Source organism: Devosia algicola (assembly GCF_028816455.1).
Taxonomy (GTDB): domain Bacteria; phylum Pseudomonadota; class Alphaproteobacteria; order Rhizobiales; family Devosiaceae; genus Devosia; species Devosia algicola.
The window spans coordinates 3,002,283-3,016,570 of record NZ_CP118246.1 but is presented as its reverse complement, the minus strand read 5'-3'; the positions used below and the strand labels follow the sequence as shown (position 1 = coordinate 3,016,570).

At 58.2% G+C, this 14,288-nt stretch carries 11 protein-coding genes and 5 pseudogenes; 5 read left to right on the top strand and 11 right to left on the bottom strand.

Going from position 1 to position 14,288, the window contains the following annotated elements:
• Nucleotides 1-32 precede the first annotated feature (32 nt).
• Together PSQ19_RS16090 and cydB are read left to right on the top strand one after the other, a co-directional pair.
• Nucleotides 33-1,446 (top strand): annotated as a pseudogene (locus tag PSQ19_RS16090) (cytochrome ubiquinol oxidase subunit I).
• A pseudogene (cydB, locus tag PSQ19_RS16085) lies at nt 1,436-2,441 on the top strand (cytochrome d ubiquinol oxidase subunit II). The pseudogenes PSQ19_RS16090 and cydB overlap by 11 nt, the downstream one beginning before the upstream one ends.
• 109 nt (nt 2,442-2,550) lie before the next feature.
• On the opposite strand, the pseudogene PSQ19_RS16080 reads toward cydB, so the two are convergent.
• The 7 genes and pseudogenes from PSQ19_RS16080 to PSQ19_RS16050 all read right to left on the bottom strand — a co-directional run bounded on the left by PSQ19_RS16080 (nt 2,551) and on the right by PSQ19_RS16050 (nt 9,801).
• Nucleotides 2,551-4,282: pseudogene (locus PSQ19_RS16080) on the bottom strand (SLC13 family permease).
• Nucleotides 4,194-5,597 (bottom strand): glycosyltransferase family 2 protein, encoded by a 1,404-nt coding sequence (locus PSQ19_RS16075; protein WP_282218563.1) that lies wholly within the window; start codon nt 5,595-5,597, stop codon nt 4,194-4,196. Before PSQ19_RS16075 ends, PSQ19_RS16080 begins: the two are co-directional and overlap by 89 nt.
• Nucleotides 5,554-5,790: a hypothetical protein gene (locus PSQ19_RS16070; RefSeq protein ID WP_282218562.1), complete on the bottom strand. Its 237-nt coding sequence runs from the start codon at nt 5,788-5,790 to the stop codon at nt 5,554-5,556. The genes PSQ19_RS16075 and PSQ19_RS16070 overlap by 44 nt, the downstream gene beginning before the upstream one ends.
• A gap of 8 nt (nt 5,791-5,798) precedes the next feature.
• Entirely contained in the window at nt 5,799-6,293 is a 495-nt protein-coding gene (locus PSQ19_RS16065; protein ID WP_282218561.1) for a hypothetical protein, read from the bottom strand.
• Between the two features lie 216 nt (nt 6,294-6,509).
• Nucleotides 6,510-7,483: pseudogene (locus PSQ19_RS16060) on the bottom strand (Hsp33 family molecular chaperone).
• 138 nt (nt 7,484-7,621) lie between these two features.
• Entirely contained in the window at nt 7,622-8,548 is a 927-nt protein-coding gene (argF, locus tag PSQ19_RS16055; RefSeq protein ID WP_282218560.1) for an ornithine carbamoyltransferase, read from the bottom strand.
• Between the two features lie 44 nt (nt 8,549-8,592).
• Complete coding sequence (locus tag PSQ19_RS16050) at nt 8,593-9,801, bottom strand: aspartate aminotransferase family protein (protein WP_282218559.1); 1,209 nt, start codon at nt 9,799-9,801, stop codon at nt 8,593-8,595.
• A 369-nt stretch (nt 9,802-10,170) separates the two neighbouring features.
• On the opposite strand from PSQ19_RS16050, the pseudogene PSQ19_RS16045 reads away from it, so the two are divergent.
• Both PSQ19_RS16045 and PSQ19_RS16040 read left to right on the top strand, forming a co-directional pair.
• Nucleotides 10,171-10,738 (top strand): annotated as a pseudogene (locus tag PSQ19_RS16045) (GcrA family cell cycle regulator).
• Nucleotides 10,739-10,928: 190 nt separating this feature from the next.
• The gene (locus PSQ19_RS16040; protein WP_282218558.1) at nt 10,929-11,357 is read left to right on the top strand and encodes a VOC family protein; all 429 of its coding nucleotides are present in this window, start codon (nt 10,929-10,931) and stop codon (nt 11,355-11,357) included.
• A 4-nt stretch (nt 11,358-11,361) separates the two neighbouring features.
• Here PSQ19_RS16040 and PSQ19_RS16035 read toward each other — a convergent pair whose 3' ends face one another.
• On the bottom strand, nt 11,362-11,793 hold the full coding sequence (locus tag PSQ19_RS16035; RefSeq protein ID WP_282218557.1) for a substrate-binding domain-containing protein: 432 nt from the start codon (nt 11,791-11,793) through the stop codon (nt 11,362-11,364).
• 7 nt (nt 11,794-11,800) lie between these two features.
• Entirely contained in the window at nt 11,801-12,439 is a 639-nt protein-coding gene (locus PSQ19_RS16030; protein ID WP_282218556.1) for a LacI family DNA-binding transcriptional regulator, read from the bottom strand.
• A 506-nt stretch (nt 12,440-12,945) separates the two neighbouring features.
• Here PSQ19_RS16030 and PSQ19_RS16025 point away from each other — a divergent pair.
• Nucleotides 12,946-13,167, top strand: coding sequence for a hypothetical protein (locus tag PSQ19_RS16025; RefSeq protein ID WP_282218555.1), 222 nt, complete (start codon nt 12,946-12,948; stop codon nt 13,165-13,167).
• 332 nt (nt 13,168-13,499) lie between these two features.
• Here PSQ19_RS16025 and PSQ19_RS16020 read toward each other — a convergent pair whose 3' ends face one another.
• Together PSQ19_RS16020 and phnN are read right to left on the bottom strand one after the other, a co-directional pair.
• The gene (locus tag PSQ19_RS16020; protein WP_282218554.1) at nt 13,500-13,646 is read right to left on the bottom strand and encodes a hypothetical protein; all 147 of its coding nucleotides are present in this window, start codon (nt 13,644-13,646) and stop codon (nt 13,500-13,502) included.
• Nucleotides 13,647-13,834: 188 nt separating this feature from the next.
• Nucleotides 13,835-14,287 carry a phosphonate metabolism protein/1,5-bisphosphokinase (PRPP-forming) PhnN gene (gene phnN / locus PSQ19_RS16015; RefSeq protein ID WP_282218553.1) on the bottom strand — a complete coding sequence of 151 codons (453 nt, stop codon included), beginning with the start codon at nt 14,285-14,287 and terminating at the stop codon, nt 13,835-13,837.
• Nucleotide 14,288 lies beyond the last annotated feature (1 nt).

Below are 14,288 nucleotides of genomic sequence, written 5' to 3'. Positions count from 1 at the left end.
CCAACCCGCGTTATGCGTGAAGGAAAATGAACATGTTCATGGGAATGAGCGCCGAAATTCTGGCGCGTCTTCAGTTCGCTTTCACCATTTCATTTCACTTCATCTTTCCGGCATTTTCTATCGGCACCGCCGCTTATCTGGCATTCCTCAATTTCCTGTACTTATGGAAAAAGGACGGGGCCTATCTGCGCTTGTTCGACTATTGGAAGACCATATTTGCCGTGACATTCGGCATGGGCGTGGTGTCGGGCATTGTCATGAGCCTACCAGTTCGGCACGAACTGGGCGACGTTCTCGGATAAGGCTGGAGCGATCATCGGCCCCCTGATGGGTTATGAGGTGCTCACGGCATTTTTCCTCGAAGCGGGATTTTTGGGGATCATGCTGTTCGGGCGCAAGCGCGTCGGTGACAAGCTGCATTTTTTTGCGACGCTGATGGTGGCACTGGGCACGCTGGTTTCAGCGACATGGATCATTTCGGCCAATAGCTGGATGCAGACACCGGCAGGCTACTCCATTGCCGAGAATGGCCAATATGTGCCCGAAGACTGGTGGGCGATCATATTCAATCCGTCATTTCCCTATCGGCTGGTCCATACCGTACTTGCCGCCTTTCTGACTACCGCCTTCGCGGTGGGCGCCGTCGGCGCAAACCATTTGCTTGCCGACAGGACCAACCGGCAGGCACGGATCATGTTTTCCATGGCCATGTGGATGGCAGCGCTTGTCACCCCACTACAGATCGTTGCGGGCGATGCACATGGCCTCAATACACTTGAGCACCAACCGGCCAAGATCGCGGCCATGGAAGGCCATTACGAGACACAGAAAGGCGCACCGCTTATTCTGTTCGGTATCCCCAATGATCAGACCGATACGACAGATTATGCGATCGAGATTCCCAAGCTCGGGTCGCTGATCCTGACCCATGACCCCGACGGCGAAATCAAGGGGCTCAAGGAGTGGGCCAAGGAAGATCGCCCGCCGGCCCTTATTCCCTTCATCACCTTCCGCGTCATGGTCGGGCTTGGATTTTTGATGCTCGGCCTCGGATTGTGGTCACTGTGGCTGCGCTGGCGCGGGCGTCTTTACGACAATGTATGGCTGCATCGCGCCGCCATCTTGATGGGTCCTTCCGGATTCGTCGCGGTTCTGGCTGGTTGGTACACAACCGAAGTGGGGCGACAACCCTACACAATCTATGGTTTGCTACGCACTTCGGATAGTCTCTCCAATGTCGATGCTCCTGCGGTTGGCGCATCGCTCATCGCCTTCATCATAGTCTATTTTGTCGTCTTCGGCGCTGGGGTTTTCTATCTGCTGCGCCTGATGCGGCGAACACCCCAAACCGACGATCACGAGTTGGAAAAGGCGCCAAACCGGGCTGCGGGCATTACGCCCGGTCCGGCGCAATCGTCAAAGGTGGAGCCAAACAATGGCCATTGACCTTGCATTTATCTGGGCAGCCATCATTGCCTTTTCGGTACTGGCCTATGTTGTGCTGGACGGTTTTGATCTAGGCATTGGCATCCTGTTTCCGCTGTTTCCTGAAAAACACGACCGGGACGTGATGACCAATTCGGTCGCTCCGGTCTGGGACGGCAACGAGACCTGGCTGGTACTGGGCGGCGGCGGCTTGATGGCGGTATTTCCACTTGCCTACGCTACGATCATGCCAGCGCTCTACATGCCGATCACCCTCATGCTGCTGGGTCTGATCTTTCGCGGTGTGGCGTTCGAATTCCGTTGGCGTACCGAGCGCTGGCGACCTGTATGGGACGCGGGATTTGCTCTCGGCTCGACGATTGCCGCCTTTACCCAGGGCATTGCCCTGGGTGCGCTGGTGCAGGGCATTGAGGTTACGGACAGGCACTATAGCGGCGGCTGGTGGGACTGGTTGACCCCATTCAGCGTTTTGACCGGGATTGCCGTGGTATTCGGCTATACATTATTGGGCGCCTGCTGGCTCAACCTCAAGACCAGCGGCGAACTGCAAGCAAAGGCCCGGCGGTACGCCATGATTGCCGGCGTGGCCACGCTGATCATGATCGGCGTCGTCAGCATCTGGACCCCGTTCATCCGCGACATCTATTTTTCGCGCTGGTTTGGTTTCCCGACCGCCTTTTTTTCCGCCTTTGTACCGCTATTGCTGGCAGTTTGCGCATTCGCGCTTTGGCATGGGTTGACCACCGACAAGCATCTGCAGCCGTTTCTGGCGGCGCTGGGGCTGTTTGTCCTCTGCTTTACCGGGATCGGCATCAGCTTCTATCCCTATATCGTACCGGGCGCACTGACGATCAACGAGGCCGCGGCACCAGATAGCCTCGCTAGGCTTTCTGCTGGTCGGCGCAGTAGTCCTGGTGCCGATCATTCTCGCCTATACCGGCTATGCCTATTGGGTGTTCCGGGGCAAAATAGACCCTGAAGAGGGGTATCATTAATGGCCGAGGCCCCGCTTTATCGGCGCCTTGGCTGGTTCGCCCTATTATGGCTCGCCGGGGTTGCGTGCGTAGCAATAGTAGGGTTGATCATCAAGACCATGTTGGGTGCCTAGGCAAGCGGCCAGACGAGCAGGAGCATGGGTACGCCGACCAGCACCACAATGATCGACAGAGGCAGGCCAAGCCGCCAGTAGTCACCAAATCGATAACCGCCCGGCCCCATGACCATGGTGTTGCACTGGTGCCCGATTGGGGTGAGGAAGTCACAGCCGGCGCCAATCGCTACTGCCATGAGAAAGGCTTCGGGGCGGAAACCGAGGCTGGTCGCGAAGGTCGCGGCAATCGGGGCCATGACCAGCACCGTCGCGGCGTTGTTGAGAAATGGCGTTACAGCCATTGCCGCCACCATGATCAATGCCAGGGCGCCATAAGGCGGCAAGGTACTGGCCATGCCCGACAGCCAGTCGGCAATCAGGCTCAGTGCCGCCGGTAGTGCGCAGGCTATCCGACACCGGAATCAGGGCCGCCAGCATGATCAGAATGGGCGCATCGAGATGAGTATAGGCTTCGCGCAATGGCAGCGAGCGAGTCAGGACCATCAACATGGCCGCACCGAAAAAGGCCACAGCAACAGGTACAATACCGAATGCGGTCAGACCCATCGCGACGGCCAGAATGGCAACCGGCACCAACCCATTGCGAACACTACCCAATTGCAGCTTGCGTTCTGCCAACGGCAGGCAATCCCACTGGCGCAGGAGGTTGGGCAGATAATTCATATTGCCCCGTAGCAGTAGCACGTCGCCGTTTTGCAACTTGATTTCGCCGAGACGCTTGGTGAAGCGGATATCGCGGCGGCTGATGGCCAGGATATTGACCCCGGTACGGTCGAAAAGCGTTAAATCCTGGGCACTTAGCCCGATCAATGCCGACGACTTTCCGACGATGGCTTCGACGGTGCCGATATCGTCGGCAGGGGTCACCATGTCGACCTTGCGATCAGACAGGCTGAGGCCACCCTGCCCCACGAGTTTGTCGAGCGCTTCGGGTTCGCCCTCAAGCATCAGAATGTCGCCGTCGCGCAGCACGGCGTCGGGCAAAGGTGTGCGGCGGCGGCCGTTTTCACCCAGGATTGCTGTGACCATGGCCTGACCGTCACCGAGCTTTTGCAGCTCGCCGATGGTCTTGTCGAGTACTGCGGATTCCGCCACGACCTGCGCTTCGGTCGTGTAGTTCTTGATCTTTATGGCTTCGTCAATCGAGGAGTCTTCGCGTTGACGTTCGGGTAGCAATTTGTAGCAAACTGCTAACGCTGACACGCCCACAATGGCCAACACGCCACCCACCGGCGTAAAATCAAACATGGAAAAGGATTCACCGGTCAATTCGAAACGCACGCGCGAGACGATAATGTTGGGTGAGGTGCCCACCTGGGTCATCAAGCCGCCAAGAAGCGAGCCGAATGACATCGGCATCAGGAACAGCGAGGGCGAGACTTTTGACTTGCGCGCCATCTGGAAGGCGATGGGGATCATGATGGCAAGAGCGCCGATGTTCTTGACGAAGGCCGACAAGATGGTGACGACCAGAACCAGGGCAATCAGTTGGATCCGCGGGTGTGTCAGATTGGGGGCGAAGCGTTGGATGATCACTTCCATGATGCCAGAGCGCGACACCGCCGCGCTTACCAGCAGGGCGCTACCGACGATGATGACGATATCGTCGGAAAAACCCGAAAAGGCGTCTTCGGGCTTAACGATGCCAACGGCAATCGCCACGAGCAAGGCGCCCGCCGCCACGATGTCGTAACGCAGCCTGCCCCAGATAAAGACGAGCATCATGCCGATTATGACGGAGAAAGACAGCAACTGCTCGGTGGTCATAAAGGGTCTCCGGCAAATTACAGACGCTAGTGTAACGGTTCAGAGCGGAAAACGTCCAAATTAGAATTTTCGACGACGGCCAAACGGCGCGGTCAGCCTGAACCGGGCAAGGCGCGACGGATTGCTGGTCCCCGACAATGGCACGGTGCTGCCGCGTTGGGCCGGGGCGACACGGTGGGTTGTCTTGGCCCAATAAAAAGGACGATCCAGCAGTTCGTATAGTGCACGCACCGTGGCAAGCGACACAAGGACCCAATAGGCAGGCAACCAGAGCCTGCCGGGCGAGCAGGCGATATTGACCGAGACGCGCCAAGCCGAGGCAGGTCTGGACAAGCGGCACGAGATAGCCAAATGCGAAAATGCAGGCGTAGGCCAAATGCCAGGGCGCGTCCAAACCGCCCAGAACCGACCACCCGAGCACCAGGCTCAATATCACTATTGTGGCAAAGGCGCTGTGCAGGAGCGGCGCTACAATCATGCTGCCCACAATCAGCTCGAAGGCCCAGAAATTGCGCCAGCCCAATTCTCGCAGCAACAGATGCGGCCGACGATTGTGAACGACAAAGGTTTGCATCCAACCCTTCATCCAGCGGGTTCGCTGGGCCAGCCATGAGCGTAAATGAGTGGGGGCTTCCTCCAGCGTGCCAATGGCTAGCGTATCAACGCGATGCCCGGCACGGGCCAAACGCATGCCAAGGTCAGCATCCTCGGTAACATTGTAGGGATCCCAGCCACCCAGTTCGCGTAGCGTTGCGACGCGAAAATGATTGGAGGTGCCGCCTAGCGGCATGGGCAGGCCCCAGCGCGCCAACGCCGGCAGTTGAACGCCAAACAGACCGGAATATTCACCCGCGAACAGGCTGGTGAGCCAGGATTCGGCGGCATTGTCGATGACCAGTTCGGCTTGGATACATTGCACGGCGGGATGATCGCGAAAATGGCGCACCGCACGCCATAGCTGGTCGGGGGCGGGGGTATCTTCGGCATCGAACACCACGACATATTCCCCACGCGCCAGCGGCAAGGCGTAATCAAGGGCTTTTGGCTTGGTCAGCGGAACCGCTTCGGGCACTACCACGAGCGAAAACTGCGGTTGATCCAGCACGGGTTCAACGGCTTCCAGTGTGGTGTGACAGTCGGCTTCGACCACAAACTTGATATCAAGACGTTCAGCGGGGTAGTCGAGCGCGGCCATGGCAGCGACCAGTTGCGGCACCATATGCGCTTCGTCACGCAAGGGAATCAACACTGAATAGGCTGGCAGGCTCTTCATTATCGGGGCGATGAGTAATCGGCGCCAGTACCGGTGTCCTGTAGGTACACACACTGGCCAATCGTACGGCAGCGGGCAGTGCGAGCAACATGACGACGAGGGGAAACAGGCCGGGCGATTGCAGGATGGACGAGGTCAACACCAAGGCAATAAGACCGAACAGGGCGGCAACAAAGCCAATGCGAACCGGCATTGTCAGGCTCAAGATGGGCGCTGGCCAATGGCCAATTTCGCGCCAACTCCTGACGGGCGTGGTCCAGCAAATGCCCGGCCGAGGCCTGGACCAGATAGCGGCGCAGGGCATTGGCCGGCACAAGACACAGCCGTCGCGCCAGTGGAGGTTGGTTCAACACCTCGCGCCGCAACCGGATAAGGCTCAAAAAACTGTGGCGCGCAAAACAGCACGTCGCGGTCCAGCAACTTGACCTTGAAAGCCCGGACATCGGCCAACGCCTCAAGGCGCGCCGGCTGATGATTGCCCTGCATCTGTCGCGGGACAACATTGAAATGAGCAAGTCCGGCCCAGCGGGCGCTGCGTTCAAGAGTTTTGGCCTGCCCTACCCCCAGCGTCATGGCGCAATAGTCGAGGGGATCAACTTCGAGCAATAATGCGGCTTGCAACACAGTCAGTGCCGCGTCGTGCGAGCGGCACTGATCCTGCAAAATGGCACGGATCAGTTCAGTTTGCTGCGACATGCAGCGGCCCAGATGATGGTTTTCCGGTGTCAACGCGCAAAAAAATCCTGCGCGCTGAATAGCAGATAAACGTCACTGGCCGCCCCCGACAGTCTCATGCTGCCAAGCTATGCACCCTTGAAACTCAATCGGCAATCCGGATTATTCGGATATTTTGGATCAGCGAAAGCATTGTCTTAATTGAATTTTTACCGCCGTGCCAAAGGGGGCACCCGATCAATGCTTGATGGAGAAATGATGCGGGCTGAAGTGATAGGCGGTCGAGCAAAATTCGCACACCACTTCAATCTCACCGTCGACCGCCATGTCCTCGCGATCTGCGTCGGTAAAGCTGGTGGCCAGCATGTCTTCGATCCGATCGGCCGAACAGGTACAACGCTCAACCATGGGCAGGGGGGAAACACCCGCACGCCTGTTTCATGATAGAGGCGGAACAATAGCCGCTCCGGCGACAGGTCGGGATCAGCCAGTTCCACGTCTTCAAGGGTTGCCAATAGCGCCTTGGCCTGGGTCCAGCTGTCCTCCTCCTCAATATCGGAATTGTCCATGTCGCCGTCGCCCGGCAGGTCGCGAACCACCGACTCACCGTGATCAGGCAGGTGTTGGATCAATACGCCACCGGCGCGCCAATGGGGTCGCTCGTCCCCTTTCCGGGTGAACTCGGCCACGGTCAGCCGCACCATGGTGGGGATTTGTTCGGACTGGACAAAATAGGTGTGAGCCACCTCCTCAAGAGAATTACCTTCAAGCGCAACGATGCCCTGATAACGCTCGGTGTGTTCGCCCTGATCAATGGTCATGGCCAAATGGCCACTGCCCAGCAGTTCGCCGGGGCTGGTCTTGCCTGCCTCAGTGGCGGCTACAAGCGCGTCCTGATCGAAACGGGCATAGCCACGCAGGCCGTCGGGCGCGTCAAAATCCACCACGATAAGATTGACCGGACCGTCGGTCTGGGTCTGGAGAATGAAGCGGCCCTCAAATTTGAGCGACGAGCCGATAAGCGCTGCCAAGGCCACCGCTTCCCCCAACAAGCGCGCCACGGGGGCGGGATAGTTGTGGCGATTCAAAATGGCATCGAGCGCACTGCCGAACCGGACGGCGCGACCGCGCGTGTCAAGTTGCTCGAGTGTGAAGGGGACAACGGCGTCATCACCGGTTTCGGGTCTATCGAGGCCCAGGGCAGTCATCATATTGTCAGTCATGGCACAGCGGTCCGGCGTAGTGATCAATCGGGATATGGGCAAACAAATGTAACATACTGCCCAGCGATTTTCGCGTTAGCGAAACCGATAGGCAATAAGCGGCAGGCGATCCGTCAGCAGAGTAGCCTAGTTGACCTCTGCCCCGAAAGCCCAGCACAGGATGGCTTTTTGGGCGTGGAGGCGGTTTTCGGCCTCATCCCACACGACCGATTGAGGACCGTCGATCACCTCGTCGGTTACCTCGTCACCGCGATGGGCGGGCAGGTCGTGCATGAATAGCGCGTTCTTGTCTGCCAAGGCCATCAAGCTGGTGTTGACCTGATAGGGTTTCAAGACCCGGCGGCGTTCGGCAATGTCCACATCGCCCATCGATACCCAGGTGTCGGTGATGACGAGATCAGCGCCTTCGACTGCTTCACGTGGGTCCTGGATCAGCCGCACCATGTCGCCAGCGCGGCGGATGTCGTCCATCAGGTCTTTTTCCGGGCTATATTCCTCGGGCGTCGCGATGGTCAACTGGCACTCGAAGACTTCGGCGGCGTTGACCCAGGAATGCAGCACATTATTGCTGTCGCCGACCCAGGCCACCTTCGCGCCCTTGATCGGGCCCCGATGCTCCTCGAAAGTCAAAAGGTCGGCCATGATCTGGCAGGGATGGGCGCGGCGCGTCAGCCCATTGATCACCGGGACGCTGGCCGCGTCGGACAGTTCGATCAGATCCGCGTGTGAGAGGATGCGGGTCATGATCGCATCGACATAACGGCTGAGCACCTTGGCGGTGTCCGACAAGGTCTCCTCACGGCTGAGTTGCATTTCCTGACCGGACAGCATGATGGTCTCGCCGCCCAACTGTCGCATGCCGACATCAAAACTGACGCGGGTGCGGGTCGACTGGCGTTCAAAGATCATCGCCAGGACTTTGTCGACCAATGGCCTGGGGCGGTCGCCCTGCTTGAGGCGGGATTTTAGCGAACTTGCGGCCGTGAGCATGGCGCGTAGTTCGGCATAGTCGAAATCGTCAATCGAGAGAAAATGTCTAGGCTGGCCGGTCATTGGCTTGGGTCCGGTTCTGGTTATCTAGGTGATGAAAGCAAAAGTCAGTCGACAGCGGGCGCGGCAATAGCCTCGGCTTCAATAGCCTCAAATGCGGCGGCCAGTTTTTCCATGGCCTCGACAATCTCGGCTTCGGTGACGATCAAGGGGGGCAGAAGGCGCAGGACATTGTCACCTGCCCCTATTGCCAGCAGTTGATGATCGTCCCGCAAGCGCGCCACGAAATCGCGCACAGGCGGCGTTATCTTGATGCCGGCGAGCAGGCCCCTGCCACGCGTCTCGGTGACAAATTGTGGGTAGCTTTGCATCAATTGCTGCATGTGCCAGGCCAATGTCTGGCCCATCTGATTGACGTGGTCGAGAAATCCGGGTGCCAGGATGCGATCAAGAACCGCATTGGCGACCGCCGTGCCCAATGGATTGCCACCATAGGTGGAGCCATGAGTGCCCGGCACCATCGAGGCAGCGATATCGCCTTTGGCAAGGCACGCCCCGATGGGGAAACCTCCGCCCAGCGCCTTGGCAATGGCCATGATGTCGGGCTCGATATCACTCCATTCATAGGCAAAGAAGCGTCCGGTCCGGCCATAACCGCACTGCACTTCATCAAGGATCAGCAGCATGTCGTTTTCATCGCATAGCGTGCGAAGGCCCTGCATATAGTCGGCCGGCAGCGCCAGGACACCGCCCTCGCCCTGTACCGGCTCGATCAGGATGGCGCAGGTGTGGGGCGTGATCCGGGCTTTAACGGCTTCAAGATCGCCGGGGGGGACGTGGACGAAGCCAGGCGCCACTGGACCAAAGCCCTCGGTATAGCTGGCATTGCCGCCCGCCGCGATGGTGCCAAGCGTGCGACCATGGAAGGAGCCGGTAAAGGCGATGATTTCAAATTTTTCCGGCTGGCCCTTGGCGAAGAAATAATGCCGGGCGGTCTTGATGGCGCATTCAAGCGCCTCGGCACCCGAATTTGTGAAAAACACCTTGTCGGCAAAGGTGGCATCGACAAGACGCTGGCCCAGCCGTTCCTGCTCGGGAATGGTGAAGACATTGGAGGTGTGCCAGACCTTGTCGGCTGCTGCATGGAGCGCGGCAGTCAGATGCGGGTCATTATAGCCCAGCGCATTGACGGCGATGCCGGAATGAAAATCGAGATAAGCGGTGCCATCCTGGGAGAACAGGCGCATGCCTTCGCCCCGCTCAAAAGCGAGTTCAGACCGGGCATATGTGCCATAAAGCGCCGACATGGAGTGCATCCTCGTAATTAGTGTTGCAAATTAATCGCAATGGGCAGTCGAATGGCCTCCGTACCACCCAAAAAATCAAAAACGCGCTACTTTTCGCGGCGCGTTCGGCCTGACAATTAGGTCAAATTGGGCTGACAAGTCAATGTAATCCGAGCAAGTGGCTGATTTGACTCATCTTCTGTTAATGGAAAATTAACCGCAGGTTTTCCGGGGGATATTTCGGGGGGACTCTTGATCCCGATTCCACCGATAGCGTAAGATCATTGGTGTTGGGGACACGATATCTCGTGCGGCGGACCCGCTCAACATACGATCCGTAGCGATTACTTTAACTGCCACAGACATGTTGGCAGAAGGATGAAGGACTCTGTTTTGGCGATGGTAGCGGAAGCACAATCTTCGGGCTGGACTGACGAGCGCGTCGAAATCTTGAAAAAACTCTGGATGGACGGTTTGAGCGCCAGCCAGATTGCCGGCGAACTGGGCCAGGGCGTGACGCGCAATGCGGTGATTGGCAAGGTGCATCGGCTAAAACTGTCAGCACGAGCCAAGCCGACAAATTCCACGCCGCGGTCGCGACCGTCGGCACGAACGGGGGCACGGCGTGTTGCCAGTCCGGGCGGCTCGAGACTCGATGGGCTCCAGCGCCAGCAAGCAGCGCACCGTTTCAAGCATGCGCACCCAAAGCGTGGGGGCGACAGCGCTGGCGGCGGAAGCCGAATATGAAACCGAGCGTTATGTAGCCCCGGCGATCCAGGAAATTTTCATTCCCGAGGATAAACGCCTCAACCTGTTACAGCTGAGTGAATCGACCTGCAAATGGCCAATTGGCGATCCGTTGACCAAGGACTTCTATTTTTGTGGGCAACATTCTGACGATGGCAAACCCTATTGCGAGTTTCACTCGCGGCGCGCCTATCATCAGGTCGACAAGAAACGTCGATAGGCTGATCCGACTCCCTCCTGAACTGGCGCCCCACGGGGCGCCTGTTTTTTTGGGCGGATTGTTTGTGGGTTTCCCTGTTTAGCCGCAGGCGGCCGCATCATAAACTTGACTTCGGGGGTTATAGGGCGGGTTGTCTGGGACTAATGTGGCGTGAAGCGGCGCGGCCGCAATACCAGACAGGCAGGTTCCCATGCGATATGAGATCATTCCCAATCTGCGCTACGCCGACGCGCCCAAGGCAATCGAATTTTTGTGTGACGCGTTCGGATTTGAGCGACACGCCGTCTATCTGAACGAGGTCGATCCAAAAATTGTCGAGCACGCACAACTGGTGTGGGGGGACCGCATGGTGATGGTCGCCAGCATCAATGACAGCGAATTTGCGCGAGCCGCTCGCATGACGACGCCAACCGTCGCCGGAGGCCCAACCATGGGCCTCTATTTGATGGTCGAGGATGTGGATTCTCATGCCGCCCGAGCGCGCGCTGCAGGCGCGACCATCATTTTAGGACCCAGCGATCAAGGCTATGGCGGGCGCGGCTATTCCGCGCTTGATCCCGAAGGCAACGTCTGGAGCTTTGGCAATTATGACCCATGGGCGCCGCCGCCAAACGAATAGAATTTCAGCGATTGCGGTTGTTGGTTCCTGGGCTGTCGGCAAAATCGAACACCGGCTGATCCAGATATTGCAAGGAGGCAGCGGGTTCACCATTGATCTGGCGGAGTAGCAGGCGGCCAAGACGCTCGCCTGCGCCGATAAAATCCTCGAATACGGTTTCGGCATCGGGGCGGAACTGGGTGAATAGCGGCGAGGATTGCTTGGTCACCACAAAACAGTTGCCGCCAACCACAAGGCCGCTATCGGCGAGGCCGGCCAGCACCGCCAGCGCCGGCACTTCAGCGCAGCAGACAAAACCATCGGGTGCGTCGGGACGACGGCGGCGCTTGATGACATAGTCGCGGATGGCGTCGGCGGAACTGTCCAGGTTCACGTCGGTGGCAATTTCGGCGGCGACTCCTACCTCGGTGGCGGCCTGTTCGAAGCCTTTGCGCAAATGATGACTATAGGTGAGCGAGGCTATCGGGCAGGATGATGGAGACCTTGGTCGCGCCCCGTCGTGCCAGACGCATGACGGCGCCCCGGGCATATGCCTCATTGTCGAAATCTACGTAGGCGTGAGCCTCGGACCATTGGGTTCGGCCATGAGAAACAAAGGGGAAATTGCTTTCCTGCAGGAATTGGACCCGCTCGTCGAACGGCTCGGTCTTGGAAAAGACCACCCCATCGGCGAGGCGATTGTGCACGATATGGCGAATGGGATCGATGGGTGGCACATTGCGGAAATGGGGGGTTACGACCAGATGATAGGTCGTATCGCGCATGGCGAGCGAAAGCCCATTGACCAGCGATGAGCCAAAGCCAAAAATTTCTTCGTCCGGGGCCAGCACCAGGCTGAGCACATTAGTGCGGCCGGTCTTGAGCCGGAGCGCTGTGCGATCAGGCACATAGCCAATTTCAGCCGCGATCTTTTGCACGCGGTCACGGGTTTCCTGGGCGAGTTCCGGCGCATTGTTGAGCGCTCTGGAAATAGTTGTCGTGGCGAGCCCGGCAATCTGGGCAATGGTTTTCAGCGTTGGCCGCCCCGAGGGTTTTGCCCCGCGTCTGGCGCGCGCCACCGTGCGTACCTCTTTTTCAGTCACGCGCCACGCACTCCCCTATCGCCAAGCATCCCGGTTGTATCGTTTCCATTGGCTATCAACAGCAGAAATCGGCCTGATGTTCAACTGCGAGAATGGACAAGCGCGTCGCCAAAGCGTGATGTCAAATCGCTGAATGCGACCAAAGTTGGGTACCAAATGTCAATATATTCGCCTTATTGAGAACCTGTGTGCTGGTAATCAGGCCCGATCTCGCTTAAGTTGGGAGCGTGTCGAGAATCAGTATCGATATATTTCGTTCAACCCGAAGGAGAGGACTGAAGATGACATCATCGAATAACTTCACTATCCGAACCGGGTGCCAGAACGTACGCGTAGCGGACCTGCTTATTGCCAGCAAATGGCTAGGGATTTGTCGCTCGAAACGAATGTGACCCCTGTCACTCGTTTGTCTCACAAGACCGATAAAAGCCCCGCGTTGACCGGAACTGCCATGACAAATGTCGGCATTATTCCCTTGATCCAGCGCACAAGTGGAGTCTCCACCAATGCAAGAACGTACTTTTGACAGGACCAAGGTCCAGAAGCCCATAGTGATAGAAGTCGGCGGCGAACCGCTCGGGGTCGTCGTTGCTGACGAGGCGGGATACAGATTTCTCGCTGTTAAACTGCCGGCCTTCGCCATAGATGGCCAAACTTACAATAGTGTCGAAAAGGCCCGCACGGCCGCCAGCGAATTGATGCGGCAACGTGAGGTGGATGCGGCGTGAACAGGCGGGCGCGCAAGCCCGCCTCCATTTTTCAACATGATTGACTTATATTGAGCGTGGGCATTTTTACGCGCGACCGTGGTGCAGCGCGGACAATGGTCGGGCTGACTCCAATTAGGATCAGCTCAATCGTCGTTGGTGGCGTTGAGTTCGCCGGGATGTTTGCCCTCTGCCAAAGGCCCGGCTCGACCCAGTTTTTCGGGGAGGCCGGCGGCGATAGCCCTTGCCAAGCGCGCCACGTCCACTGATCCCGCCGGGCACCCCTGGCGTGTCAGGCTCCTGATTGATAATCGCCGCGAGCCTGGTTGAACACGTCCCTGTCTCTGTGCTGGCTATCCGTTGCCATTGATGGAAATTCCCTGTTCATCGACCCGCACCTCGACGCCGGGCCGGGTCTGCTGCTGATAGGTATAGATGGCAAAGCCGATGACGACCACTATCAGCAGGGTAATCAGCAGATAAAGACTGTTTCGATTCATGGGGTTTCCTGACGCTATTGGTTGACAATATCAACGCGCCAGCGCCCAAACGGTTCACCGCGGGGGGTCAGTCGATATGACTATCGGCAATCTGGCGCAGGGCCAACACAAGGCGGGCAATTCCGGCAGTGGGTGTGCCTGAATTGTCGATGACGACTGAGGCGATGTCGGCGGGCAATGGTCGTGTTTCACGGGCCAGCCGAGCCTGCCACCTGATCCTGATCCTCGCGGCCGCGAGCGGCCAGACGCCTTGCCCGGAGCGAAATTTCAGCGGCGATCACCATGACCACACAGCAGGGAAAGGCTTTGATCGCCTGGGGCAACGTCTGACGCGAGCCATTGGCGATGACGACTTTTCCAAGCGCCAGATCGGTATTGACGCTTAGCGGCAGGCCATAATGGAGGCCATGGGCCTGCCAGGAAAGAGCCAGCCGCCCGGCTTTTTCAAGTGCCAAAAAACCGGCTTCATCAATGCTCACATGATCTTCAAGCGTGTGATCGGCGGGCCGTGTGACCAAACGTCGGGCAAAGGCAAAGCGTGGGTCGGCGGCGAGGGCGGTGCGGGCGCCATTGATCAGGGTATCCTTGCCGACACCCGACGCACCAACAACCAGCACAAGGGTGCCCAGGCACTGCGCCATT

What these genes read in the sequence shown, in the direction of transcription:
- phnN (WP_282218553.1), bottom strand. Translation starts at nt 14,287, where the DNA reads ATGGCGCAGTGCCTGGGCACCCTTGTGCTGGTTGTTGGTGCGTCGGGT.
- PSQ19_RS16020 (WP_282218554.1), bottom strand. Translation starts at nt 13,646, where the DNA reads ATGAATCGAAACAGTCTTTATCTGCTGATTACCCTGCTGATAGTGGTC.
- PSQ19_RS16040 (WP_282218558.1), top strand. Translation starts at nt 10,929, where the DNA reads ATGCGATATGAGATCATTCCCAATCTGCGCTACGCCGACGCGCCCAAG.
- PSQ19_RS16075 (WP_282218563.1), bottom strand. Translation starts at nt 5,597, where the DNA reads ATGAAGAGCCTGCCAGCCTATTCAGTGTTGATTCCCTTGCGTGACGAA.
- PSQ19_RS16065 (WP_282218561.1), bottom strand. Translation starts at nt 6,293, where the DNA reads ATGTCGCAGCAAACTGAACTGATCCGTGCCATTTTGCAGGATCAGTGC.
- argF (WP_282218560.1), bottom strand. Translation starts at nt 8,548, where the DNA reads ATGACCGGCCAGCCTAGACATTTTCTCTCGATTGACGATTTCGACTAT.
- PSQ19_RS16025 (WP_282218555.1), top strand. Translation starts at nt 12,946, where the DNA reads ATGCAAGAACGTACTTTTGACAGGACCAAGGTCCAGAAGCCCATAGTG.
- PSQ19_RS16070 (WP_282218562.1), bottom strand. Translation starts at nt 5,790, where the DNA reads ATGCCGGTTCGCATTGGCTTTGTTGCCGCCCTGTTCGGTCTTATTGCC.
- PSQ19_RS16050 (WP_282218559.1), bottom strand. Translation starts at nt 9,801, where the DNA reads ATGCACTCCATGTCGGCGCTTTATGGCACATATGCCCGGTCTGAACTC.